24 protein-coding genes are annotated in these 25,445 nt (G+C 62.6%); 3 read left to right on the top strand and 21 right to left on the bottom strand.

The genetic code is table 11. The features are described 5' to 3' along the window. Nucleotides 1-119 precede the first annotated feature (119 nt). On the top strand, nt 120-476 hold the full coding sequence (locus tag AKN83_RS14585; protein ID WP_063695347.1) for a hypothetical protein: 357 nt from the start codon (nt 120-122) through the stop codon (nt 474-476). Here the strand turns inward: AKN83_RS14585 and AKN83_RS14580 are convergent. From AKN83_RS14580 to AKN83_RS14525, 12 genes are all read right to left on the bottom strand, one after another. Beyond that, nucleotides 461-1,165, bottom strand: coding sequence for an ABC transporter ATP-binding protein (locus AKN83_RS14580; RefSeq protein ID WP_050401140.1), 705 nt, complete (start codon nt 1,163-1,165; stop codon nt 461-463). The two genes, AKN83_RS14585 and AKN83_RS14580, sit on opposite strands and share 16 nt — an antisense overlap. Then, nucleotides 1,152-1,958 (bottom strand): ABC transporter ATP-binding protein, encoded by an 807-nt coding sequence (locus tag AKN83_RS14575; protein ID WP_050401057.1) that lies wholly within the window; start codon nt 1,956-1,958, stop codon nt 1,152-1,154. Before AKN83_RS14575 ends, AKN83_RS14580 begins: the two co-directional genes overlap by 14 nt. Beyond that, nucleotides 1,955-2,989 (bottom strand): branched-chain amino acid ABC transporter permease, encoded by a 1,035-nt coding sequence (locus AKN83_RS14570; protein ID WP_050401058.1) that lies wholly within the window; start codon nt 2,987-2,989, stop codon nt 1,955-1,957. Before AKN83_RS14570 ends, AKN83_RS14575 begins: the two co-directional genes overlap by 4 nt. Beyond that, complete coding sequence (locus AKN83_RS14565) at nt 2,986-3,858, bottom strand: branched-chain amino acid ABC transporter permease (protein ID WP_050401059.1); 873 nt, start codon at nt 3,856-3,858, stop codon at nt 2,986-2,988. Before AKN83_RS14565 ends, AKN83_RS14570 begins: the two co-directional genes overlap by 4 nt. A gap of 111 nt (nt 3,859-3,969) precedes the next feature. After that, a complete protein-coding gene (locus AKN83_RS14560; RefSeq protein WP_050401060.1) occupies nt 3,970-5,133 on the bottom strand; it encodes an ABC transporter substrate-binding protein in 1,164 nt (387 codons plus the stop codon). Between the two features lie 277 nt (nt 5,134-5,410). Further along, nucleotides 5,411-6,901, bottom strand: a complete 1,491-nt coding sequence (locus tag AKN83_RS14555; RefSeq protein WP_050401061.1) for a pyridoxal-phosphate dependent enzyme — start codon at nt 6,899-6,901, stop codon at nt 5,411-5,413. 52 nt (nt 6,902-6,953) lie between these two features. Then, nucleotides 6,954-9,359 carry a 5-amino-6-(D-ribitylamino)uracil--L-tyrosine 4-hydroxyphenyl transferase CofH gene (gene cofH / locus AKN83_RS14550; RefSeq protein WP_050401062.1) on the bottom strand — a complete coding sequence of 802 codons (2,406 nt, stop codon included), beginning with the start codon at nt 9,357-9,359 and terminating at the stop codon, nt 6,954-6,956. Next, the gene (cofC, locus tag AKN83_RS14545; protein WP_050401063.1) at nt 9,359-10,051 is read right to left on the bottom strand and encodes a 2-phospho-L-lactate guanylyltransferase; all 693 of its coding nucleotides are present in this window, start codon (nt 10,049-10,051) and stop codon (nt 9,359-9,361) included. Before cofC ends, cofH begins: the two co-directional genes overlap by 1 nt. An 8-nt stretch (nt 10,052-10,059) precedes the next feature. Further along, nucleotides 10,060-10,998, bottom strand: coding sequence for a 2-phospho-L-lactate transferase (cofD, locus tag AKN83_RS14540; RefSeq protein ID WP_050401064.1), 939 nt, complete (start codon nt 10,996-10,998; stop codon nt 10,060-10,062). After that, nucleotides 10,995-11,768 carry a coenzyme F420-0:L-glutamate ligase gene (cofE, locus tag AKN83_RS14535; RefSeq protein ID WP_050401065.1) on the bottom strand — a complete coding sequence of 258 codons (774 nt, stop codon included), beginning with the start codon at nt 11,766-11,768 and terminating at the stop codon, nt 10,995-10,997. Before cofE ends, cofD begins: the two co-directional genes overlap by 4 nt. 3 nt (nt 11,769-11,771) lie before the next feature. Further along, nucleotides 11,772-12,431, bottom strand: coding sequence for an NADPH-dependent F420 reductase (gene npdG / locus AKN83_RS14530; protein ID WP_050401066.1), 660 nt, complete (start codon nt 12,429-12,431; stop codon nt 11,772-11,774). Between the two features lie 21 nt (nt 12,432-12,452). Then, the gene (locus AKN83_RS14525; protein ID WP_083992067.1) at nt 12,453-13,229 is read right to left on the bottom strand and encodes a LamB/YcsF family protein; all 777 of its coding nucleotides are present in this window, start codon (nt 13,227-13,229) and stop codon (nt 12,453-12,455) included. 252 nt (nt 13,230-13,481) lie between these two features. Between AKN83_RS14525 and AKN83_RS14520 the strand changes: the two genes are divergently transcribed. Continuing rightward, nucleotides 13,482-14,669 (top strand): diaminopropionate ammonia-lyase, encoded by a 1,188-nt coding sequence (locus AKN83_RS14520; RefSeq protein WP_050401067.1) that lies wholly within the window; start codon nt 13,482-13,484, stop codon nt 14,667-14,669. A gap of 36 nt (nt 14,670-14,705) precedes the next feature. On the opposite strand, the gene AKN83_RS14515 is transcribed toward AKN83_RS14520, so the two are convergent. The 8 genes from AKN83_RS14515 to AKN83_RS14480 form a co-directional block, all read right to left on the bottom strand. Beyond that, entirely contained in the window at nt 14,706-15,464 is a 759-nt protein-coding gene (locus AKN83_RS14515) for a GntR family transcriptional regulator (protein WP_050401068.1), read from the bottom strand. A gap of 53 nt (nt 15,465-15,517) precedes the next feature. Then, nucleotides 15,518-16,732 (bottom strand): xanthine dehydrogenase family Fe-S subunit, encoded by a 1,215-nt coding sequence (locus tag AKN83_RS14510; RefSeq protein WP_050401069.1) that lies wholly within the window; start codon nt 16,730-16,732, stop codon nt 15,518-15,520. After that, the gene (locus tag AKN83_RS14505; protein WP_050401070.1) at nt 16,729-17,568 is read right to left on the bottom strand and encodes an FAD binding domain-containing protein; all 840 of its coding nucleotides are present in this window, start codon (nt 17,566-17,568) and stop codon (nt 16,729-16,731) included. The genes AKN83_RS14510 and AKN83_RS14505 overlap by 4 nt, the downstream gene beginning before the upstream one ends. Next, the gene (locus tag AKN83_RS14500) at nt 17,565-19,940 is read right to left on the bottom strand and encodes a xanthine dehydrogenase family protein molybdopterin-binding subunit (protein ID WP_050401071.1); all 2,376 of its coding nucleotides are present in this window, start codon (nt 19,938-19,940) and stop codon (nt 17,565-17,567) included. Before AKN83_RS14500 ends, AKN83_RS14505 begins: the two co-directional genes overlap by 4 nt. A 206-nt stretch (nt 19,941-20,146) precedes the next feature. Beyond that, nucleotides 20,147-21,424: an ArgE/DapE family deacylase gene (locus AKN83_RS14495; RefSeq protein ID WP_050401072.1), complete on the bottom strand. Its 1,278-nt coding sequence runs from the start codon at nt 21,422-21,424 to the stop codon at nt 20,147-20,149. Between the two features lie 35 nt (nt 21,425-21,459). After that, nucleotides 21,460-22,413 carry an LLM class flavin-dependent oxidoreductase gene (locus tag AKN83_RS14490; RefSeq protein WP_050401073.1) on the bottom strand — a complete coding sequence of 318 codons (954 nt, stop codon included), beginning with the start codon at nt 22,411-22,413 and terminating at the stop codon, nt 21,460-21,462. Nucleotides 22,414-22,440: 27 nt separating this feature from the next. Beyond that, a complete protein-coding gene (locus AKN83_RS14485; protein WP_050401074.1) occupies nt 22,441-23,211 on the bottom strand; it encodes a CoA-transferase subunit beta in 771 nt (256 codons plus the stop codon). After that, entirely contained in the window at nt 23,204-24,124 is a 921-nt protein-coding gene (locus AKN83_RS14480; RefSeq protein ID WP_050401075.1) for a CoA transferase subunit A, read from the bottom strand. The genes AKN83_RS14485 and AKN83_RS14480 overlap by 8 nt, the downstream gene beginning before the upstream one ends. Before the next feature lie 655 nt (nt 24,125-24,779). Between AKN83_RS14480 and AKN83_RS41185 the strand changes: the two genes are divergently transcribed. Further along, complete coding sequence (locus tag AKN83_RS41185) at nt 24,780-25,103, top strand: acetamidase/formamidase family protein (protein ID WP_244521987.1); 324 nt, start codon at nt 24,780-24,782, stop codon at nt 25,101-25,103. A gap of 2 nt (nt 25,104-25,105) precedes the next feature. Here the strand turns inward: AKN83_RS41185 and AKN83_RS41865 are convergent, their stop codons facing one another. Continuing rightward, a complete protein-coding gene (locus tag AKN83_RS41865; protein ID WP_347336825.1) occupies nt 25,106-25,372 on the bottom strand; it encodes a hypothetical protein in 267 nt (88 codons plus the stop codon). Nucleotides 25,373-25,445 lie beyond the last annotated feature (73 nt).

Raw genomic sequence — 25,445 nt, 5'->3', positions numbered from 1 at the left:
GCGGGCCGCTTTTTGCGCGCTCCCACATGTCACCAGGGGACGACGCTGCGATCTTAGGCACAGGACGTCGAAACTTTGAACTTGTCCGTCATTCATCACCTAGTACGATGTGTAGGACCATGGACTATTTGCTGGTTCGCTCGCTCTTGATGAGGACGACGACAACGATGCACAGCAACCAGGACGGCTTGCGGATTGATGTGGCCGCGTCGATTTCCGTCGGCATGCCGGTTATTCACTTCAATGACGGCGGCTCCCCGGTCCAAGCTGATGAGTTTGGTGAGACGGCGGCTGCAGATCATCCGCAACGCGGCGAACGTCGAATGTCGGTGCCCCAGGCCTTGCTGATGTGGATTTGCTCGTCTTCAGGTGAGGCATGGCCTTCCCTTGAACTCATCCTGGGCGCCGCGCCGTCGCGGCAGGACCGGATCGGATCTGGCGGGCTCCGGTTCACCTGCGGTCAGCCACCCAGGTAAGCGGACCGCACATGCTCATCGTCAATCAGATCCTTGCCGCTGCCGGATAGAACGATCGAACCGGTCTCCAGAAGATATGCATAGTCGCACATCTCGAGCGCCGAGTAGGCGTTCTGCTCGACCATCAAGATCGTCGTCCCGGACTTCCTGATGCCATCGATGATCGAGAACACCTGCTCGACGATGTTGGGGGCCAGACCGAGCGATGGCTCGTCGAACATCATGAGCCTGGGCTTGGACATGATCGCGCGCCCGATCGCCAGCATCTGCTGCTCGCCGCCGGATAGCGTTCCCGCCACCTGATGGCGGCGCTCGGCCAGTCGCGGAAACATCGCGAAGATCCGCTCCCGATCTGCCGCGATCTCCCGACGGTCGGAGCGCAGATACGCGCCCATGTCGAGATTTTCGTCGACGGTCATATCAGGGAACACACGCCGCCCCTCAGGGCAATGCGCGATTCCCTTGCCCAGGATTTCCCGCGCCGAGCACTTCGTAATGTCGTGCCCGTCGAACGTAATACGTCCGGCCGCCGACGGCAGGATTCCCGAGATCGCCCGCAACGTCGTGCTTTTGCCGGCACCGTTCGCTCCGATCAGCGCGACCAACTGTCCCTGCCCGATCGACAAGGTGACGCCCTTGAGCGCCTCGACCTTGCCATACCGGCAAACCAGACCGTTAATGTGCAGCATGCCGGCTGGCTCCTTCACCCAGATAGGCACGGATGACCTCGGGATTGCCGCGGATCGCCGCAGGCGGCCCTTCGGCAATGATGCGGCCGTAGTTGAGCACGACAATGCGATCGGAGACGCCCATGACCATGGGCACATCGTGCTCCACCAGCAATATCGACATGCCGCGGCCGTGCAGCCTGTTGAGCAGTTCCATGAACCGGGCGGTTTCCGTCGCGTTCATGCCTGACACCGGCTCATCCAGCAAAAGCATCGACGGGTCCGTTGCAAGTGCAAGCGCGACGCCGAGCAGACGCTGGTCACCGTAGGACAGCGACCCCGCGAGCTCGTCCGCACGGCGCGCGATCCCTACGATCTCGAGCAGTTCGTGCGCCAGATTCCTCAGCTCCGCCTCCGCGCGCCCTTCGCGCGGCAGTGCCAGCAGCGTATCCAGCAGCGTCGACCGGCTGCGCCGGTGCAAGCCGATCATCACATTCTCGAACACGGTCACGCTCTGGAACACGCTGGTACGCTGAAAGGTCCGCGCCAGGCCAAGTGACGTGACTTCATGCGGCTTGAGGTTACTCAGCGACGTATTCTTGTAGCGCACCTCGCCCTTGGTCGGCCGCAGAAAGCCGGTGATGACATTGAAGGCCGTCGTCTTGCCGGCGCCGTTCGGTCCGATCAGGCTGACAATTTCACCCTGGTTGACGACGAAGCTCATGTCGGTGATCGCAATCAACCCGCCGAAATGCACGGCGATATGTTCAACGGACAGAACCGGCTGCGGGGTATTGGCGGGCATAATGCTCATGGCGCGTCGTGCATCTTGGCTTGGAGCGGCTCAGGATCGGCGCGGGCGCCAGACGCTGCGAACCACTTCTCGATGGCGGGGACAATTCCCTTGGGCAGCACGAAGACGATGATGATCATCAGCAGGCCATACAGGATCCACTGAATCTCAGGGGTGGCGAAAGACCGGGCGGCGACCGGAATGAAGCCGAAGATGAGGCCGCCGACGATGGGGCCCGCGAGGGTGCCCTTGCCGCCCGAGATCACCATGATCACCATCGTGACCGTGTAGAGAAACGCAAACACGTCGGGATCGATGATCTTGAGGTAATGGGCGTAGAGGCTGCCGGCGGCCCCCGCGATGCCCGCCGAAAAGACCGCGGCCAGCACCAGATAGCGGGTCACGTCGATCCCTACCGAGACCGCGAGCGACTCGTTCTCCTTGAGCGCGATCATTGCCCGCCCGACACGAGAGCAGACGAGACGCTGGATGACGATGTAGGACACCACAAGGACGGCTAGCACGAGGTAGTAGTTGGATTGCTTGCTGTAGAAGTCGAGATAGCCGACCCCGGGCAGCCCCAGCGTCATTGGCGGGATCGAGGTCAAGGCCAGCGGCCCTTGGGTCAACTCGACCCAGTTCAGCGCGATCAGCCGGACCACTTCCGCAAAGCTGATGGTCACGATGACGAAGTAGGCACCTCGCACCTTGAAGGATAGCTTCCCGACGGCGTAGCCGCAGAGCGCGGCAACCAGCGTGCCGATCACGAACCCGGTCCAGACCGGCCAGGGTTCGTGAACCACGCGGATACCGCCGATCAATTCGACATCGAAGCCCAGCGACACCAGCGCGCTGGTGTAGGCTCCGATGCCAAAGAATGCGACGTGACCCAGGCTCAGCTGTCCCGTGTACCCGAGCAAGAGATTGAGGCTCATCGCCGCAATGATGAGGATACCCGTCGTGATGAAGGCGTTCAGCAGATACGGATCGTGCAGCCAAAGCGGGACTGATGCGAACGCTGCGAGCGCCACATAGCGGATCAGGCGATTCATCCGATCCGCTCCGCGCGTGCAAACAGGCCGGTCGGCTTGAAGAGGAGAACGGCTATGATGATCAGAAAGCCCATGGCGTCGCGGTAGCCCGACGAAACGTATCCGGCACCAAGCTCCTCAGCCAGCGCCAGCAGGAAGCCGCCGATGGTGGCCCCGCCGATGCTGCCGAGACCGCCCAGGATGACGATGGCGAAAGCCTTCAATGATGCGAGATTGCCCATTTGCGGGGAGATGACATAGACCGGCCCAAGCAATGCGCCCGCCGCTGCCGCGAGGCTCGAGCCGATCGCGAACGTCGCCATGTAGATGAACTGGATGTTGACGCCCATGAGCGCCGCGGCGTCACGATCCTGGAAGGTCGCGCGCATTGCCTTGCCGAGCTTTGTGCGGTTGATCAGGAGATAGGACACGCCGATCAGGGCGAGGGCCGCGCAGAAGACGAACAGGCGCAACCAGGACACCGAAATCGAACCAACGACGAGCGGAAGTTCCGGAAACGGCGTCGAAACCGACTTCGCAACGCCACCCCAGACGAACTGCTCGCCATTCTGCATCACGATCATGGCGCCGATCATGACCAGCATGGTCGTATCGATGTCCGCGCCACGCATCGGGCGCAACAGGACGACTTCGATCAGTGCACCAGCAAAGCAGCCCAACACGACCGCCACGATCAGCGCAAGGAAGAAATTCAGGCCGAGCATCACACCGACGAAATACAGCGCATAGGCCCCGAAGGAGTACAGCTCGCCATGCGCGAAATTGACGACGCGCATGATGCCGAAGATGAGCGTGAGCCCAATACCCAGCAGCGCGTAGGTGCTGCCCAGGATGAGCGTGTTGACGATGTGTTGCAGAAGCTCGGTCATGCTGATTTCCCGGCCGGACGACCGCTGATCCTCTCTTCAGAGCATGTTCAATGGGCGAGGCAGTGCCAAGGCGCCACCAATTATGGCGGCGCCTTCCGCAAGTCGTCGAGCTCAGGAGCCGGACAGGACGATCTTCTCGTTCTCGATCTTGATCAGATAGAGATTGGGCATGCTCTGGCCGCTTTCCTTGCCGGCCGGCCCCTGTTTCTGGAACTTGATCTGACCATTCAGGCCGGCAAAGTCGGTCGTCCAAAGCGCATCGGTGATCGCCGCAGGCTCTGCCTTGCCGGCCCGCTGGATCGCATTGGCGATGGTGCGAATACCGTCGTAGCCGCGGAAGCTCTCGGTCGCTCCGGCGATCGCATAGCCGCGCTTCTTCCATTCGCCGAGGAAATACTTCGTCGCTGCCGGGTCAGGGGTCTTGTCCGGATACCAGGGCGCGAAGGTCGTCAGATGCATGGAGCCGTTCGCCGCGGCGCCGGCCTGCTCGATCAGCTGATCCGGATTCTGCGAGCCGCCGGTGGTGACGATTCGCTTGGTGATGCCGAGCGCGGCGGCCTGCTTCAACACCAGGGTGAGTTGCTCGACCGCGGTCGTGACCATGATCGTGTCCGAGTCGGTCGCCTTGATCTTGGCAAGCTGGGCGCTCATGTCCTGCGCGGCCTGATCCATGATCTCGACGAGGCCGACCTGAATGTTCTGGGCCTTCATGACCTTGCCGAAGTCCTCGGCCGATCCGCGGCCCCAGTCATTGTTGATGACGAGGAAGTCGGCCTTCTTGATGCCGAGTGACGGCATGATGGACTTGAACTCGGTCGCCTCGACCGAGGACGGCGGTGAGATACGGAAGATGTAGGAATTGCCCGACGTCGTGATCTTGCTGGAGGACGAGGTCTCCACCACCATCGGGACCTTGTATTCCATGAGCTTCGGCATCACCGCGAGCGTCAGGCTCGAGCCCCAGGCGCCCATGATCACTGGCACCTTGTCGCCGGTGATCAGCTTCTCGGCGACGGCTGCGGCCTCCGTCGGATTGCTCTTGTTGTCTTCGATGACCAACTCGATCTTGCGACCGAGCAGACCGCCCTTGGCGTTGATTTCGTCGGCGGCAATCTTGGCGCCGTTCACGACGTACGTACCGGAAGCGGCGAACGGACCGGTGAGCGGCTCATTGACACCGATCTTGATGGTCTGAGCCGCCGCGCCCGTCACCAGTGCGGTCGACATCGCCGCGGCGAGGGCCGCGCCCGTAATCAATCCGTGTGCTCGCCTCATCTTTCCTCCTGTGCTCGCATGAGCCATGCCTAGGGAACGAAACACCGGTGCAGCGCGCCAGCTTATGGATGCTGGCCATTCGTCACCGCGATGATGATCCTATCATCCTATTATTAGTATCTTAAAGATACTTCTGATCTGTCGTCAAGCAGGCGCCCTGCTCTATTTTTGTTTTGCATTGCCCTCATTTGACGCAGGCCGCTCATCATTTGCGCGATTGCTTTCGGCTAGACCAATTTCGAAACTCCTTCGACGGACACGATGCCGCGCGTGCGGATCAGGCGTTCGCCAAACTCGCTTCTTTGTTGAACTCGATGGTGAGTTGATCCCATTCGCCCAGGCTGTCCTGAATCTTGCTCCAGAAGGACTGCGACCGGCGTCGCTCAAAATCGGCGACTGAAACGCCTTGCTGTTCGACCCAGGTGTAGTAGCCGAGGTTGAAGACAGCGCGTCGTGAAAGCTCCGTCAGCTCGACAACATTGTCGGATGCGGCGCCGAGCAGGCAGGCGCCGAAGATTTCGGCGGCATTCACCTGATCAAGACCACGCGCGTAGTGCTTCTCTTCGAACTGCCTGCGTTCGCTGCCGTACATGGAGGCACTGTCCGTCGCCACGGTGACGATGGCCTTCTCGGGCCCGTAGTTCATCAGCTTTGCCAGCTTGATCGAGGCGATGACGTTGGCGAGCCCGGAGATGCCGACATGGTCAAAGGCGCGCACCAGCACGGGGTCGAGTCCGCGGCGCGTCTCGAGATAATCCCGGCCCGCTTTCGAGCCGAACAGCAGATTGAGCTGGTCCGTGGCTCGGTCCGAGACCCCGACGACGAAGTCGAGGTTCATGACATTGTGAATCAGCGGAATGTGCTTGTCGCCGATCCCCTGGATGTTGTGCTCGCCATAGCCGTTGTTGAGCATCGTTGGACACTCGAGCGCCTCGACGGCAACGACTTTCGAGCCCCAGCGCGTCTTGAGAAAATCACCCGCGGCGATCGTCCCCGAGGATCCGGTCGCCGAGACGAAGGCCGCCAGTTCGTGGCTCTCGTCTTGGTTGAATGCCTTGAAGGCATCTTCCGCCGCGCGTCCCGTGCATTCATAGTGGATGAGATAGTTCGAGAACGACGAGAACTGGTTGAGAATGATGTTGCTGTCGTCCCGCCTGAGCTCCGCGCACTTGTCGTAGATCTCCTTGACGTTGCTCTCGGTGCCGGGTGTCCGGATGATGTCGGCAGGGTCGCTGACCCACTTCTCGAGCCATTCGAAGCGCTCCCGGCTCATGCCTTCGGGCAAGACGGCCACGCCGCGACAGCCGAGGATCCGTGAAACGGCGACACCGCCGCGACAGTAATTGCCGGTGGAAGGCCAGACGGCCTTCTGCCTTGACGGATCGAAGCGCCCGGTCACGAGCTGCTCGATCAAGGCAGCATAGGCCGGCAGCACCTTGTGTGCGCCGATCATCGGAAAGCGGTCACCGAGCAGCACGATGATCTTGGCATCGACGCCGGTGATCTCCTTCGGCAGCACGATATGGCCCGGCACCAGGTCCCTGCCCCGGCGGTTTTCCGCATTGTACCAGTGCATGCGCCAGAGGTTCGCGGCACTCGGCTCGTCCGGTCCTACCGCCGCGATGTCCTCCCACACCTTGGCCGACGGAAGCGGTGGGTGCGCGAGCTGGGAGAAGGTCGGCAGCTTCAGGTTAAGTCTGCGCGCCTGCGCCGCAGCCTGCCGCCAGCCCTTCCTGTCGACAATATTCGGCTCGATCACAAACGCCATTTTCAAACATCCCTGTTGGAGAGTTCTCTGCTCTCGCGGCCTTCCGGGTCCTTTAGCACCCCGCGGATCGCATCTCGGTGCCGGTCTGCCGCTCGCGGACCGCGTCAAATGAGCGCTGCCTCCGCACCTCGTCCGCGACGCCGTAGGTCGTCGTGCGCTGACGCGGCACACGGCCTGCCGAAACGATGATCGATTCGAGCTCCTGCGGCGTCATCTCCTGGCCGTGCGAGGCGCCGGCCGACCGCGAGATGCTTTCATCCATCAGAGTACCACCGAGGTCGTTCACGCCGGCCGAAAGGCAGTGCCGCAGCCCCTCCGGTCCCATCTTGACCCAGGACGCCTGGATATTGGTGATGTGCGGATTGAGGACGAGGCGCGACACCGCGTGCATGAGGACCGCCTCGCGGAATGTCGGGCCCGGACGCGCCCGGCCCTTGAGATAGACCGGCGCTTCCATGTGAACGAACGGCAACGGTACGAGCTCGGTAAATCCGCCGGTCTCCGCCTGCAGGCGTCGCAGCCGGAGCAGATGCCGCGCCCAATGGTCGTAACGCTCGATATGGCCGAACATGATGGTGGCCGTCGATCGGAGCCCGATCGAATGCGCCGTGCGCATCACGTCGAGCCACTGCTGGGTCCTGATCTTGTCCGCGCAGAGCATCTCGCGCACCTCGTCGTCGAGGATTTCAGCGGCCGTTCCCGGCAAAGTGCCGAGGCCTGCCGCCTTCAGCTCCTGCAGGAACTCGGCGACGGAAATGCCGAGCGTGTGCGCGCCCTGATGGATCTCGAGCGGCGAGAACGCATGAAGATGCATGGCCGGAACGGCGCCCTTCACGGCCCGGCAGATATCCAGATACTTCTGCCCGGTATAGGAAGGATGGATGCCGCCCTGCATGCACACCTCGGAGGCGCCGCGGTCCCAGGCCTCGGTGACCCGCTGCGCGACTTCGGACATCTCGAGGTCGTAAGGCCGCCCGCGCAGATTCTCGCTCATCTTCCCCTTCGAGAAGGCGCAGAACTGGCATTTGAAGGAGCAGATGTTGGTGTAATTGATGTTGCGGCAGACGACGTAGGACACCACGTCGCCGTTGACGCTGCTGCGCAATTCGTCGGCCGCCCGGCAAATGCTGGTGAAGTCGGTCTCGTGAGCGCGGAACAGCCTGACAATCTCGCCTTCCGACAGCTCATTGCCGCGCTGAGCCCTGGCGATTACGGATGTCACCTCGCCGCCATGCCCGATGCGTGGTGCGGACTTCAGCCATCCGAGCTCGCGCGACGGAATCCCGCCGACGTGGCCCGGATGCCAGTCGTCGCTGCGCGGAAATCCGTCGCCGTCGATGCGATCGAGGACCGACTTCAGCAGCTTGGTGTCGAGCCAGCGCGACGGATAGCGTGCGAAGCTCGGATAGATCGGCAGCCGCTTCTCGAGCCGCTTGCCGGTGGACCGTGTTGCAGCGTCCAGCAGCCGCAGATGCGGCCATGGTGCTTCGGGATTGACGTGGTCGGGCGTGACAGGCGACACGCCGCCCCAATCGTTGATCCCTGCCGCAACGACGCGCCCCAGGGCTGCCGGGCTCAGGTTCGGCGGCGCCTGAATGTTCATCTCCGGCTCGAAGATCAGGCGGGCGATGGCGATGGTCCAGAGATGATCGTCCACGGAGGGTGCCGGCGCATTGGCCATGCGCGTGCCAACCTTCGGCCGGAAGTTCTGGATGATGATCTCCTGCAGATGGCCATGCGCATCATTCAGGTCGCGCAGCGCAAGCAGCGCATCGATCCGTTCGGCCCGGGTCTCCCCGATGCCGATAAGGATTCCCGAGGTGAAGGGAACGGCCTGCTCACCGGCGGTCTTGATCGTCTGAAGCCTGACGGCCGGCACCTTGTCCGGCGATCCGAAGTGCGGACCGCCCTTCGCGCAAAGCCGGTCGGACGCGGACTCCAGCATGATGCCCTGCGAGACCGAGACCTTGCGCAGCATGGCAAGATCGAGCTCGCTCATGATCCCGGGATTGACGTGAGGCAGCAGGCCGGTCTGCTCGAACACCGCCCTTGCAACTTCGGCGAGATACGACAGCGAGGATTCGTGGCCCAGCCTTGTCAGCTCCTCACGCGCGACGCGGTAGCGAAGCTCCGGCTTGTCACCGAGCGTAAACAGCGCCTCATGACAGCCGGCTTCCTTGCCGGCCCTGGCGATCGCGACGGCTTCGTCGACCGAGAGATACGGTTTGACGTTCGAACGCGGCGCGTGAGCGAACGTGCAGTAGTGACAGACATCGCGGCAGAGCTGGGTGAGCGGGATGAATACCTTGGGCGAATAGGTGATGACATCACCGTGCGCGGTATCCCTTCGCCTGGCGGCAGTCGTCAGAAGCTCGTCGATGTCAGTGAGATCGATGAGCCTGTAAGCCTCGCTTCGGGACAGGCGACGGTCGAACGGAAGACTCGAGACGGACGTCATCAGAACAGCCTCACGGGAACGGGATGGTCGTCGATGCCGAAGCGCTCGGCAATTCTGAGGTCATCAAGAAGCGAACCCGTCGTTCCGAGGTTTTGCGACGAGATCAGATACGGACCAAAATCGATCGGGCAGTCGATGTCCTTGCCGATGCCATGGGACTTGAACACGCTGCAGCTCAGTTGCCGCTGCCGCGCCAGGTCGCGGTGCGCGCGAAAGCTCTCTTCGCCAAATCGAGGCTCCAGCATGTCGGGCGCCCGCATCGCCAGGGCATTGGTGCCACCATCGTAGAGTGCAGGTACGAGCACGACCGGCGTGTGGTCCAGCAACCGGATGACGTGTTCGAAGTCCTCCGGACGGGCGAACGGAATATCGGCGGGGACAACAAGAACCCGCCGCCCGTACGGCCGGAACGCATCGAGACCGCGCCGCACCGCGGCATTAACGCCGGTCTCGACCTCATCAAAGATCATGGCCGCGCCAAAACGCTTGGCGATCGCGAACGCCTCGGGATCGGCACTCACCACGGCGATGCCGGCCAGCGAGCGCGTATCCCGCAGGTTGCCGAGCACGTCGCACAGCATGGCTTGCGCCAGTTTTGCGCGCTCGGTCGCCACCAGGATATCGCCCAGCCTGCTCTTTGCTTGACTGAACCGCTTGACCGGCACCAGCGCCCAGGTTTCGGAATCGTCCATCGCTTCGCTCAACCTTTCAGTCGATCAAGAAACTGAAGACACTCGCGTGCCAACTGAACACGCTCTTCCTTCGCGCGCATGATCGTGTTGGTCGCATGCACGGGAATCCCGATCGCACCGGCGTCGGCCTGATCCTCTCGATCCATCACCAGACCGTCGAGGAAGCCATAGTGCCTGACGATCGAGGCGCAGTTTGTCGCGACGCCGAGCTCGTTCATGATCTTCACGGTCGGTCCCTTGATGGCGCGGCCGCCGACCAGCGGCGAGACCGCCACAATGGGGGCCCTGGTCGTGTCCAGGGCCGCCCGGATACCGGGAACGGCCAGGATCGGATCGATGCTGAGATACGGATTCGATGGACAGACAATGATGGCATCGGCGGCGCCGATGGCCCGCAGCGCGGCGTCGGTCGCGATTGCACCGCTGGGGTTCTGGAATTCGATCTTCCTGACCTCGGGCCGGGCCTGCAGCTCGACGAAATAACGCTGAAACGCGAGCCTCTGATCGGCCGTGACGACGATCGTCGCAAACGGATCGTCGGTCATCGGCAGGATGCGCGCCTCAATGCCGAGATGCGATGCAATCCTGCCCGTGAAGTCGGTCAAGGTGACGCCGGCGCCGAGCGCGCGCGAGCGCAAGACGTGCATGGCAAGATCGCGGTCGCCCAAACGAAACCAGGTCTCGCCCTTGAGGCCGCCGAGCGCCTCCATGAAATTCCAGCTTTCGCCGGCGCGTCCCCAGCCACGCTCTTCGTCGGCGAGTTCGCCGAGCGTGTAGATGACCGTGTCGATGTCCGGCGAGATCGTGAGACCGAAATGCTCGAAGTCGTCGCCCGTGTTCACGACAACGGCGAGCTTGGCGCCCAGCAAGCGATTGAGGCCATAGGCCAGCTTAGCGCCGCCGACCCCGCCGCAAAGCGCAACAACGTTGAGGTCGGCGCCACTCATCGAAACATGTCCTGGCTCTTGGGCCGCGCGAGCGCGGCCGCGGGTGAGACCGGTCCATCAAGCGTGAGGCCACGGACGAGAATGATCGGCATCCCCTCGCCCGCCTGCCCCATCAGGAGTGAAGCGCCGCCGGCGATCTCATCGGCGATGGCGATCTCGGTCACGCGCATCGCCCGGCCGAACATGTCGGGGACACCGATCTGGCTCAGCAGCGAGGGAATGCCGGCCGCGCCGATCGCCACCCCGACGACACCGTTGCGCCAGGGGCGGCCAAAGCTGTCGTTGATGATGATTCCAAGATCGAGGTCGCCGGCTGCGTCCAGCGCGACCTTCAGCTTCTGCGCGGATCCGTCGGGATCCTTGGGCAGCAGCAAGACGCGCTCTTCGTCGTCACGATGCTCGATGTTCGATTGATCGATCCCGGCGTTGGCCATGACGAAGCCGAGCCGGTGGGCGGCGATGACGACGTTCGGCCGGGTCTTGACGACCTCTGCGGATTCGCGAAGCACGACCTCGAGGAAGCGCGGGTCTTTGCCGACCGTCGTTGCGAGTTCGAGCGCCTGCGCGGACGGCTCGACGTCGCTCAGCCGAACGTAGCGCCCTTCCGATTTCGAGACGATCTTCTGCGCAATGACGAGGATGTCGCCCCGCTGCAGGTCTAGGGACATCCCGGCGAGGCTCTGCCTGATGAGCGCGGCAAGATCCTCGCCCGGCTCGACGCGCCGAATGTCCTGCAGGGCGATGTATTCGACTCGCGTCCCCACAGGCATGGATCAGACACCCGGGCTCGCAGACAGGCCGGTGATGCGGATGCCGGCACCGGGCACCTTGTAGCGCCGATTGATCCCGATCAGCACGGATGTCAGCGCCTCCGCCGCCGCCGAGTTTGCCAGCACGCCGCCGTCGATGCCCGCGGATGCAACTTCGTTCGCAAGACCAATGACGATGTCGCGCGCCGCCTTGTCGTCGCCAAAGACCAGAACGTCGCAATCTGCCTTGCCCCCCTGGTGCAGCTTGGTCGCGCCCACATTGTGGAACGCGGAGACGACGCGCACGCCGGGTCCCAGCAACTGCTGCGCGATCTGCGCGGCCGATCCGGCGGACGGAAGCTGGACGACCGACACTTTCGGCGGCACCAGCGGGACCGCCGCATCCACCACGATCTTGCCCTGAACCACGTCCTTGACTTCGTTCAGCGTCGTATCATGGCTGGCGAATGGCACAGCAACGACCACGATGTCGGCAGCCCTGGCAGCGGCGGCATTGTCGTCGCCCGCGACGTCACCGGTCATGGTCTCAGCCGTGCTCCGGGCCTTCTCCGCGGAGCGTGAACCGAGAATGACCTTGTAACCGGCCGCAAGCCAGCATTTTGCGAGGCCGGATCCCAGGTCACCGGTTCCTCCAAGGATGGCAATCGTCGGCTTCGTGTTCATGTCTCGGTGGCCTTTCCAGGATTAGTCGAGGGGCATTTCGGTGAGCGGCACGAGCTTGACGCCGGCCTTCTCGAGGCCTTCCCGCACCGCACGGGCCGTAGCGACGCCCGTGGGCTCGTCGCCGTGGACGCACAGCGAATGGACCTTGCATTTGATCTTCTTGCCGTTGCGGGAGGTGATGGTGTTGTTCAACACCATGTCCAGCACCTGCCGGGTCGCGACCGCGGCGTCCTTGATGACCGAGCCCGCGATCTTGCGCGAGGTCAGATTACCGTCGTCGTCGTATTGGCGATCGCAGAAGCCTTCGATCGCGACGGCAAGTCCGAGCTTGCGGCCGGCCTTCTCCATCTCTGACCCCGCCAGCGCCACATAGATGATGCGCGGATCGACGGCTTTGATGGCGCGGCCGATGGCCAGCGCGTATTCGGCGTCTTCGGCGGCCATGTTGTTGAGCGCGCCGTGCGGCTTGAGGTGGGTGACCCGCTCGCCCTCGTAGGCCGCCATCGCCTGCAGCGCGCCGATCTGATAGGCGACCATGTATTCGAGGTCATCGGGGCGCATATCGATGCGTCGACGCCCGAAGCCCCAGAGATCGTTGAAGCCGGGATGCGCACCGATCGTGACGCCGAGGCGCTTGGCTTCGCGCACGACGTTGCGCATCACCCGCGGGTCACCGGCGTGAAAGCCGCAGGCGATATTGGCCGATCCGATGATCTCAAGGATTCCGGCATCGTCGCCGATGTCGTAGGCGCCGAACCCTTCGGCCATGTCGGCGTTCAAGTTGATCGATATGGTCATCCGTCACCTCGTGCGCTTGAGCTATAACATCCTATTGTTAGTATGACAATATGTTTACCTAGACAATTTTCCCGCTTTTCCGAACATTGGTTTGGACTACGAAGACAGTACGGGGGTCGTGAGAACCGCATTGAACTATCATACCAACGATAGTATGTATTCAACTCTCTGGCAAGCTAGGCTGCCCGACGACGATACGACCGATCAGCGGCGGCTGCTCCACCAAACAACTCATCGCGAAGGCCGGTTCGAATGTTCCTGTCGAATACAAGTTCATCTCACGAGCAACCGCTGGACCCGGCGGATGCCGCTACGCTGGCGCGTGAGGAAGCCAGCGAAGTCGAGCGCTTTCTCAGCTTCCGGCCGAACCACGCCGAAACGCCGCTGCGATCGCTGCCGGCGCTCGCCCGCGAATTCGAGGTGAAGTCCATCCATATCAAGGACGAATCGCATCGGCTCGGCCTCGGCAGCTTCAAGGCCCTGGGCGGATCCTACGCCGTCGTCAGGCTACTGCTGGAGCATGCCGGCAGCAAGCTGGGCCGCGCGGTGGACATCAGCGAGATCGGGACCCCTGCCATCCGCGAGATCGCGCGCAGCCTGACCGTCGGCTGTGCCACCGATGGAAATCACGGCCGATCGGTCGCAGCCGGCGCGCAGATGGTCGGAGCCAAGGCGGTCATCTTCGTGCATTCCGGCGTCACGGACGAGCGCGTACAGGCGATTGCCCGCTTCGGCGCGGAAATCGTTCGGGTGCCCGGCACCTACGACGACTCCGTCGCTGTCGCCGACAAGGTCTGCCAGGACAATCACTGGATCGTCGTCTCTGATACGTCCTGGCCCGGCTATGAGCGCATCCCCGGACTGGTCATGCAGGGCTATACGGCGATGCTGAACGAGATCCTCCGGCAGCAGCCGGAGGCGCCCACCCATGTCTTCGTCCAGGCCGGAGTCGGAGGCCTCGCGGCGGCAGTCGCCGGTTACTTCGATGTCGTCTTCGGCAAGAGCCGGCCGACATTCGTGGTCGTAGAGCCCGAACGGGCTGCGTGCCTCTATCAAAGCGCCGTTGCGGGCGCGCCGATCAAGATCGCCCATGGCGAGCCAACGATCATGGCGATGCTCGAATGCTACGAGCCTTCTCTGGTTGCGTGGCGCATCCTGTCGCGAAAGGCGGATGCGTTCATGATGGTCGGCGAAGAAGGCGCCGCGGCAGCGATGCGCCGGCTCGCGCACCCGACCGGCGGCGACCCTGCCATTGTGGCCGGCGAAAGCGGCGCCGCGGGACTGGCTGGCCTTTGGCGCGCCGCCAAGAGCAGCGTTACGCGTGAAAAGCTGGGCTTGAACCAGGCATCGCGTGTGCTGCTGATCAACACCGAAGGCGCGACCGACCAGAAGCGCTACACGGAGATCGTGGGAGCTTCGCCGGCGAGCATCCTCGCTTAGCGGCAATGAGGAGCGGGTCTTGCGCCCGCTCCCTCCTCAGGCTTTCGTTCGCTTCTTCGATTTTTCAAGAAGATCGGAACGAAGCGCGAAGCAACTGCGATGATAATGGATATTGGCGACGTAGACCGCGATGTCGTTGCTGTCGACCAACACCAGGCGACAATCGGCAGTTGGTTCACCGAGGCCGATCTTGAGCAGCTCGGCCGTTTCGGGATCGGCCACGCCGATTGTCACGACCTGATGGGCATGGGCGAGCGTGATGTCGTCCATCTCCATGATCTTGGTCAGCGCAGCCGTGTGGGTGAAGCGCTTGCGGTCCTTGAGATAGAGGTTGCGCGCCAGATGGAGATTGACGACCGAAAACGGCTCGTCCTCGTTGTACTGAACGCTTCTGAGAAAGGCGTAGCCGGCGGCAGCCTTTCCTTCATGCGCGGCGAGCCGGGGCGGCTCCGCATTCTCCTCGACATAGACGCGCTTGAGGACATTGTTCCTGACGGAATCGACCATCGACTCGAAATCGTTGGCCAAGTTCAGCCAGTGACGATTCTTGGGCCGTCCGGACACGAAGGTCCCACGACCCTGCTGCGCATCGAGAAGACCCTCGTTCCGCAACATCTCGATCGCCTGCCGGACCGTAACGCGCGCGACACCGAATTCGGTTTCCAGCTCCTCGATGGTCGAGATCTTGTCGCCCTCTTGCCATTGCCCGGACTCGACACGCTGACGCATCACCGATGCGACCTGCACGTAGAGGGGGACCCGGCTGCGCTCGTAGTTTGGGACTAGCTTATTCATGATAGTAAGATAGTCCATTTCATCGCCAAAGGCGAGTTTTTATCGCCGAACAACTAGGATCGTCGCAACAGCCATCGAAGCCCGCGTCTCAGATAATCCAACGCCATCGATCGCATGAGCGCGCCGGCGTCGAATTCCCTGACCATGGCCGGCTCACCCTCGCCCCCTCCCGATCGATGGGAGAGCCTTGTCTCGAGGTTCTGGACAAAGACAGCGATGATTCGTCCGGCCACATCCTGGATCAGGCCCGAGCGGCTGAACTGCGCCAGGGCCCCAGTCAAAGTGAAGCCAATGTTGAGATCGACCCTGGTTTGGCTTTCCGCGTCACCCGGCTTGACGGCATAGCCGATCAGACCGCGGGTCGAGGAGTTGCTGCGCTTGTCCTTGCCTGCGCCGACAATCGTGCCGGTGCGGGTCGCATCGTCGCGCGTCACGTCGGCGATGCCCTGAAATTCGGCAGAGATCGGCCCGACCTTGATCTTGATCTGGCCGTCGACGTGACCATCGACCGGCTCTCGGGCGAGCGATGCGCCCGGCAGGCAAGCCGCGACCGCACCGATGTCGGAGAAGAAATTCCAGACGTCATCGACCGGATGCCCGACGGTGAAGCTCTGCATGAAGGTCGTTTGCGGCTTCCAGCTCGTATCCCTGAGCGAGGCCGCCGCCGGAGCTTCTGCTTTTTTCACAGCTGGTGCGGCGTTTGCCTTGGGCCGGACGGAAGCCGCAGTCACCGGGGTCGCATTGCCGGAGCCCGACGGTCCAAGGCGCGTCCGGTTTCCGTTTGGAATCGCCGCGATCCCTCGCTCCCGGCGATCCGCGATCACACCCTGGATCGCACGGACAATGCCGACATAGCCGGTGCAGCGACAAAGGTTTCCGCTCATGGCCACGCGAATGTCGCGCTCGCTGGGGTCCTGCATGCGCAGCACGACATCGCGCGCCGACACGACCATCCCCGGCGTGCAATAGCCGCATTGGAGGCCGTGTTCCCTTGTAAAGGCCGCACGCAGCTCGCGCGTGATCTCGTCGTCGTCAAGCCCCTCGATCGTCGTGACGTCTGCCTGCTGGCATGCCAGCGCGAAGGTGATGCAGGAGCGCGTCGGCACGCCATCGACAAGCAGCGTGCACGCGCCGCAGACGCCGTGCTCGCAGCCCAGATGGGTGCCGGTCAGATTGAGCTTCTCGCGGAGAAAATCCGCAAGATGCGTCCGCGGCTGAATCTCCGCGCTGACCGCGCTTCCGTTGACGTTGAGGCTACAGATGCTCATTGCGGCCGCGCCTGCTCGATCGCGCGGCGCAGCGCGGCGACGTGGGTTTGCTTGTCCAGGGGATCGACCATCCCTGCCTTCTCCAAAATCTCGCCGACGGCCCTGCCGTCGAAACTGTCGCTCAAACGCGGCGCGCGACCGTCGCCGATTACATTGCATGCCTTGGCAATGACGACCGGACGGCTCTCCGTTGCGCCGATCACCGCACGGCTGACGCCACGATCGGGGTCGGTCATGAAGGCGCCTATCGCGTGGGCGAATTCGCCGGTCTTGCGACAGCTCTTGTAGTAGCCCCAGCGCGCCGACTTGCTCAGTCGCGGCACCACAACGCGAACCAGAACTTCGCCGGGGCGCAGGTCGGCTTCCAGCGCGCCCACCATGTAGTCCTCAACGGTCACGATCCGCTCTCCGGCCGGACCACGCAGCACGACCTTCGCGCCTACCGCAGCGAGGATCGAGTGCCAGTCGGCCGACGGATCGGCATGCGTCAAGCTTCCGCCGATGGTGCCGCGATTGCGCACCGCGCGATATGCGATGCCATTGGCCACTGTCGGCAGCGCGCCGCGGGTGACGTCGGTGACGCGGAGATCCTCGATATCGGCATGCGTGACACAAGCCCCGATCGAGATTTCGTCCGCCCCATCACTGAAACAACGCAGCTCCTCGATCCCGGTCAGGTCGACGATCAGATCGGGCTGCACGAGCCTGAGATTCAACATCGGCCCGAGCGACTGGCTCCCGGCCATCATCTTGACGGTCCTGCTGTCGTCCGCGATGAGTCTGATCACCGCGTCGATCGCATCGGGGCGTGCGTAGTCGAAATTGACAGGTTTCACGCCGGCAACCCTTCCGCAACTTTGGGCGCCTTCTCCTCGCGGCGCTCGGCCGCGGTCCGAATGGCTTCGAGAACACGCCGTGGCGTCATTGGCGTGTGCAAGACCTGGGCTCCAAGAGGCCGCAATGCGTCATTGACCGCATTGCCGATCGCGCCTGGAGGCGCGATGGCACCGCCCTCGCCGATGCCTTTGACACCGAATTCCGTATAGGGCGCCAACGTCTCCATGTGGCCAAGCTTGGGCGCCGGCACTTCGGTCGGGCCTGGCAGCAGATAGTCGGCAAAGGTCGAAGCGAGCGGCTGCCCCGAGCTATCAAAATTCATCTCTTCATACATCGCGGTGCCGATGCCCTGCGCCAGCCCGCCGTAGATTTGACCGTCGACGACCATAGGATTGATCAGCTGGCCGCCGTCTTCGACGACCACGTAGTCGATCAGCTCGATATCGCCCAGTTCGGGATCGACGGCGACCACCGCGATATGGGTTGCATAGCTGAACGTGCCGGAATCGCGCGCCGGCTTGTAGCCGATGGTGACTTCCAGGCCCCGCGGATCGACGGTTGCCGGCAGGTCCTGCGGCCGGCGGTACCAGGTGTGCGCGATTTCGTCGATCTTCACGCTGTTGGACGGACCAACGACCGCGCCATTCTCGAGCTTGACGTTCTCGACCTCGGTCTGCAGCAGATGCGCGCCAATGCCCTTGATGAGCTTGGCGAGCTCACGCGATGCGGTCGCAACGGCGCCGCCGGACATCACCGCGCAGCGCGATCCCCAGCTGCCCGTCGAGTAAGGCGTGTACTCGGTGTCGCCGTGAACCAGCTTGATGCGCGCGATGTCGATGCCAAGGATCTCGTGCGCAACCTGCGGAAGCGTGGTCTCCATGCTCTGACCATGCGAATGCGCGCCGATGCGCAGCTCGAGGCCGCCGTCGGGAGTCATGCGGGCGGTCGCCTGTTCGTGCCCCGGAACCATCGGGATGCCCCAGCCTGCGTAGACCGACGTGCCGTGCGCGCCCTGCTCGCAATAGACGGATAGACCGACCCCGATCAGCCGACCGTCTGGCTCACCTTTTTTCTGGCGCGCACGCAGACCGGGCAAGTCGATCTTTGCGAGAGCCTGCCGCAACGACTCCGGGTAATTTCCGCTGTCGAAATGCTTCTTGGTGATGTTGTCGAACGGCATCTGCTCCGGCCGCACCAGGTTCTTGAGCCTCACCTCGTAGGGTTCAAGACCGCATTCGTGTGCGATCGCGTCCATCATCAGCTCGATCGCGTAGCAAACGCCGGTGCGGGCAACGCCGCGGTAAGGCAGGATCGGGCACTTGTTGGTGGAGACCGACCAGGTGCGGCAGCGATAGGACGGGAAGTCGTACGGGCCGGGCAGGATGCTGGCGATCTGCGCAGCTTCGAGACAGGCCGAAAACGGATAGGACGAATAGGCACCTGAATCGACCGAGGCTTCGCACTCGACACCGCGCAATTTCCCGTCGCGATCGGCATAGACGGTGATGTTGTAGTGATGCTCGCGGCAATTCGCCCCCGCCGTCAAATGCTCGCGACGATCCTCAATCCAGCGCACCGGATAGCCGCAGCGCATGGCGAGCCAACCGAGGCAAACATCCTCCGTCAGCACGATGCCCTTGTAGCCGAAGCCGCCGCCGACATCGGGCGAGACGATGCGGATATTCAGCTGCTCGAGCTTGAGGCACTCCGACAGACCGTTGCGCACGATGTGCGGTTGCTGATTTCCGGTGTAGAGCACGAGCTGATCCATCCGCTTGTGCCACACAGCGACCGTGCCGCGGCCTTCCATCGGCGCCATGCTCTGCCGCGCGGTCGATATCTCGCGCGTGATCTTGATCGGAGCGTCGTAGGCCGCCTCCATGTTGATGTCGACGAATGTCTCGAGGAAGACATTGTCGCCCCACTCCTCGTGCACCAGGGCGGAGTCCGGACGCCGCGCCAGCAGCATGTCATGCACGGCCGGCAACTCCTCGAAATCAATTTCGACGGCAGCCGCAATGTCCTCGGCTTCCGCGCGGGTATCGGCGACGCACATCGCGATCAATTCGCCGACCTGACGGACCTTCTCGAACGCCAGGATCGGCTGATCGGAGGGCTTGAAGCCCGGCAATCCGGACACGGCGCGAATCGGGCGCGTGTCGGCCGCGATATCCGACGCAATGAACACGCTGCTGCGGAGATGTGACGGGATGCGAATATCCTTGATCCGCGCATGCGCAAGCGGACTACGGACGAACGCGACGTCGCGCATGCCGGGCAAGCGAATATCGCCGACATATTCGCCCCGCCCGCGAAGAAAGCGATCATCTTCCTTTCGGGCAATCGAAACTCCAACGCCCTGCTTTCCCACTCCGCGCCCTCTCTATCGTCCGCGTCCGAAGCAATCGACTGCTCGAACGAGATTCATTCTATTATCGCAATGATAGCATCACCACGATTGAGCGTCGAGTCTGGAGAACCCTCCCGCGTGCGACAATAGCGAGTTCGCACCACCGACGCCGCCAAAAAAAGGGGCCCAAACCGCGGGCCCCCTTTCCGATTGATCCGGCCTTTTGATTATTTGGCCGGGGCGGAGTTGCACCAGTCGTGGATGCTGAGCGCCATGACCTTGATGGCCGTCAGGTAATCATCGATCGAGACATACTCGTCATTCGCATGCATGACCGCCGTCGAACCGGGTCCGAAGATCACGGTTGGCGTGTTCGCGTACTTGTTCAGGAATCGCGTATCCGCCGCCCCCTGGCGACCCGAGATCGTCGGCTTCTTGCCGGTCACCTCCGTATAGACGTCGCAGACGGTCTGCACGATCGGATGCTGCACCGGAATCTCGGAAGCCTCGGCGTCGTAACCGACGAACTTCACCACGGGCGGATGGTCCTTCATCCAGGGATCCTGAGCCGCAACCTCGGCGATCTTCCTGACGAGGCTCTGCTTGACGCCCTCGTGGTCCTCGCTCGGCACGGTGCCGATCGATCCCTTCAGAACGGCGCTCGCCGGGAAGGCGCTCGGATAGTTGCCGGCCTGGAAGCTGCCGATGATGCAGGGCAAGGAGTCGATGGCGCTCGGGTAGAGCGCATGCTTGACGGTCGCAACGCGCTCATCTTCCAGCTCCTGCACCGCTTTCACGATCTTGTTGCCGAGCTCGATGGCGCTGATGCCGAGGTAGCGCTGCTGGATACCGGCAGGCTTGCCTTCGATGTCGATCTGGAACCAGATGCGCCCGATGCAGGCCGGCTGCACGAACAGGTCGCTGGTTTCGCCGGAAATGCCGGCATCCGCCTTGTAGCCGCGGATGACGGTGTCGAGCGTGCCGTGCCCGCTGACTTCCTCGTCGATGACGATGTTGATCATGACATCGCCCTTCGGCGTGAGTCCAAGTTCCTTCAGGTACTGGACCGCAAGCACATGGCTGGCAACGCCGCTCTTCATGTCGCACGAGCCACGGCCGTAGATGCGCCCGTTCTTGATCGAAGCCGACCACGGATTGTCGCTCCATCCCTCGCCGTTGCCGACGGGGATCACGTCGGTATGACCGTTGAGCAGCAGCGAGCGGCCACCGCCGGTGCCCTTCAGGGTCGCAACGATGTTGGGACGATTCTCATAACCGCGATCGACCGGGCGATAGCCGGGATGCTTCTTCAGCTCGTCCCAATTGGTCTCCCACATGTCGACGTCAAGACCGATCTCGGTCAGGTAGCCGTGCATGTGCTTCTGGATCGCGGCTTCGTCGCCGGTCACGCTCGGAATCGCGACCATATCCTGGAGGAACTTGATCGCGTGATCCTTCGAAGCGTCGACCTTGTCGATGATCTTCTTGCGTACGGGGTCAGTCATCTGCTTGTCGCCTGTGTTGATCGTTTCCGGGTTGGTTACTTGGCGCGCAGGCGCGGGATGATCTCACGCGCGATGGTTTCGACCTGGTCCGCCTGATACTTGTACGGGACGAAGATGATCTTCTGAACGCCGAGCGCAATGTGCTCACGCAGCTGGGCGACGCATTCATCGACCGAGCCCATGATGGCGCTCTCGCGGCTGCAATCGCTGTGAGCCGGGAAATCCCACTCCTTGTTGAGCCAGTCCATCATGTCGGCTTCGACCGCCTGCCGCGATTTGCCGATCATGATCGGCAATTGCGAGGCGTTCTTCAAAGTCGACGGATCCTTGCCGCCCTCCTTGGCGAAATTGATGATCTTGTCCCAGGACTTCTTGAAGTCGGCGGGACGATAGAAGTAGGTGAGCCAGCCGTCCCCGTTCAGTGCGGCGCGCTTCAGCACGGGATCGGCGTAGCCGCCGATCAGCAGCGGAATTTGCGGCTGCGCCGGCTTGGGATACATCACCGCCTTGGAAATGTTGTGGCGCATGTATTCGCCCGAAACCGATTCTTCAGTCCACAGCCGGCGCATGATCTCGAGATTTTCATCCATGATCTTGCCGCGCTTCTCGAAGGGAATGCCGAGCGCGTCGAACTCGCGCTTGTACCATCCGGACGCCATGCCCATGATCAGGCGGCCCTCGGACAGCTGATCCATGCTCGAGAGCTGCTTGGCGAGCGCCACGGCGTTGCGGAGCGGCAGCACCAGGATGCCGGTGCCCATCTTGATCCGCTTGGTGCGCGCGGCAATGCCCGTCAGCGTGGTCAGGGAGTCGATGATCGGGAAGTTCGGATCGACGCCGAGAAGCATGTGATCCCAGACCCAGACCGAATCGTAGCCGAGCTCCTCGACACGAACGCCATACTCGACGAGCGCCCGGGCGTTGGGCATTTCGGGATAAGCGGTGAAGTTGCGCGCGGCAATACCAAACGTGTTGGCGAGCGTGGTCATCAATAGATCTCCGGACTTGGTGTAGCTTTAAGCGGTGAAGAGACGGTCGGGATCGAGCACCCGCAGCGTCTCGAGTTCGTGATCGGTCGGCGGCGACGTGACGTGGAGGTTCTCGTCGAAGTCGAGCCTGAAGCCGGTATTGTCCTGCACTTCCTCGCGGCTGACGCCGGGATTGAGCGCCAGCACCTTGATGCGCCGGGTCCTGTCATCGAAGCCGAACACGGCGAGCTCGGTGATCACACGCCACATGCCGCCGCTGGGCAGGCCGGAGTCGCGCCGGCTGGCGCCGCCGCGGATGAAACCGGGGCTGGTGATGAAGTCGACCTTTTCGACGAAGCGACGCTTCTCGTGCTTCATCGCGACGATCATGTTGGTCAGGCTTGAGATGTCGTTGCCGCCGCCGGTACCCGGCAGGCGCGTCTTCGGCTTCGCCGGATCGCCGATGAACGACGAGTTCAGATTGCCGAACTGATCGATCTGGGCGCCGCCCATGAAACCGACATCGACGTAACCGCGCTGGAGCAGCAGCAAGACATCGGCGCTGCCGAGGACCATGTTGGCGCGCTTGGTGCAGCGCTGGTCGTTGGTCGACGGAGGCAGTTTGCCGGGCTCGACGAAGGCGCCGACCACGCCGCCCTCGAACAGAATGGTGAGGGCCGGACAGCGGGTGCGCTGGGCCAGGGTTGCAGCGAGTAGCGGCACGCCGATGCCGGCGAACACCACGTGCCCGTCCTGCAGTTGGCGCGCGCTCAAGATCGCGAGGATTTCGCTTGCGGTGTAGCGCTGCGCCTCAGTCATTATAGATGCTCCTGCCCTTCTGCGTTGCCTCCAACACCTCATCCATGCCGATCAGCGAGAGATATTCGTTCCAGGACTTCGGGCTGTAGAAATAGCGGTCGAGATATTCCTGCATGCCCTTCACGGGATCCGCGTTGACCTGCGTGACATAGGCTTCCATGTGCCGCATCATCGGCTCATAGAGGCCGTAACATTCGTGGGGCGCCGATCCGTAGGGAACCTCGACCACCGCGTCGACGCAGAAGAACGGGATCTTCGTCTGGTCCGGCGCGCGCCGGATCTGGTCGTTCGAGACGATCCGCTCGGTCGTGAGAATCACGCTGTTGGCGGCGAGCGCGAGATCGATGTCCATGAATTGCAGGCCGTCGATCTGGGCGTTGCCGTAGGGGTCGCAGCGCTGAACGTGGATCAGCGCGACGTCGGGGTTGAGCGCGGGAACCAGCAGCAGCTTCTCGCCGGTGAACGGACAATCGATCTGCTTGGCCTCGGGGCGCTGACCGACGATATCCGACCCCAGCATGGCGCGGGTCGGCAGGAACGGAACGCCCATGCCGCCTGCGCGAAAGCGCATGCCGACGGCCATGTGGCTCCATTCCTCATAGCGCTTGCCGCCATTCTCCACGTGATGCCGCATCACCTTGGACAGACCCCAGAGAATCCCCTGGGCGAACCAGCTGGTGACGACGTGGTTCGCAATGCCGGATCCGAACACGAGGTCGCCGTCCGTCGAGACGATGCAGCGCGAAATCGAAAGATCCTTGCGATGCTGGCGGACCAGCTCCCAGAGCATCGCCATCGGCGTGCGGGACATGGTCGACCCGCCAATTCCCACCTTCATGCCGTCTTGGACGAAGCCGGCCGCTTCCTCGAGCGACACCACCTTTTCGCGCAGGCTTCGATCGCGCTGCGCCATCTTCTCTCTGAGCCGCGTATACGGCTCCACCAGTGTATCCGGCAAAACATCCTCCTTGTCGGCAACCGGCAGCGGCTGAGGAGCGAACCGCAGGCCCTTCCTGCCAATTGGACCTATCGTACTAATGTTAGTCCCATGCGTCTAGCGGAATCTTCGCAACGTCCCAATCGTGACGGGTTCAGCATCCCGCGAGATGCGGTGGGTTTGCGATCGCCAAGCGGCACAATGAACGACGAGCGATGCCCGCCATTCCAGCCTGTTGCTCCCGAGCGTCACGGTTCTTCCCATTCGCTACGCGAGCGGACGCGAGCCGCCGCGCTGTTGACCCGGCAAGTTCTAGATGCAGGCGCGAAGCGGGGAGAGCATAAAGACTATAAGGCGGTAGATAGGATGTCCTGCCTAGCGGCTCTTGGCACAAATCGTGCTTATGAAGCCACCGTCACTTTGACAGCGTCGTCATGCATCGCCTGCTTTCACGGCGATCATCGGGTCGGAGTGGCCGCCTGATGCGGTGGCGTGCGCACAGGCGTCAACTAGAACCAATAAGAAAGGATGGACCGTGGAGCATTATCTTACCTCGACACCAGATCATCTTCATTGGGGACCGTGGGACGGTCGGCTCAGTCCCGTCATCAGGATCGCTCCGGGTGATCGGGTGACGATCGAAACGCTCTCGGCCGAACCGGATGAAGCTTTCGATCTTGTGCGCGACCTGATCGAACCGCTTGGCGGCAGCGACATTCCCGGCTCCCACGAAGCTGCGCCACGGCTATTGACCGGACCGATCCACATCGAGGGCGCCGAACCGGGTGACGTGCTCGAAGTTCGTGTCCTCGATGTCCGCCTGCGATCGGATTGGGGTTGGAACATGAGGACCCCGACAAGCGTGGCGCGGGAAACGTCACTGGACTTCTGCTGCCGGCACGTCTGCTCGATCGCACGCGCAATATCGCGCGTCTGCCTTGGGGACGGGAACTGAAATTATCGCCCTGCTTCGGCAACTTTGGTGTCGCGCCGCCGGCGAACTGGGACCCGCGCAAACCGAGCGATCCGAATGGGTTCAGCGGGCGCATCGACGACAGGTATCTCGGCGTCGGATGCACCGCCTATTTTCCGATCTTCGTTGCAGGCGCATTGTTCTCGGCTGGGCATGGCCACGCGCTGCTCGACGATGGAGATACGCACCTTTCCGCCATCGAAACGGCGCTCGCCGGCACGTTCGAGTTTCACGTTCGACGCAATCTGCATCTTGCGAGCCCTCGGGTCGAGACCGCGTCCGCGTCGATGGGCACATCGATCGTCAATGCGCATGCACCGCAAG

It is taken from the genome of Bradyrhizobium embrapense, assembly GCF_001189235.2.
Classification (GTDB): domain Bacteria; phylum Pseudomonadota; class Alphaproteobacteria; order Rhizobiales; family Xanthobacteraceae; genus Bradyrhizobium; species Bradyrhizobium embrapense.
The sequence above is the reverse complement of the archived record's forward strand: the minus strand, read 5'-3'. Positions and strand labels throughout refer to the sequence as shown.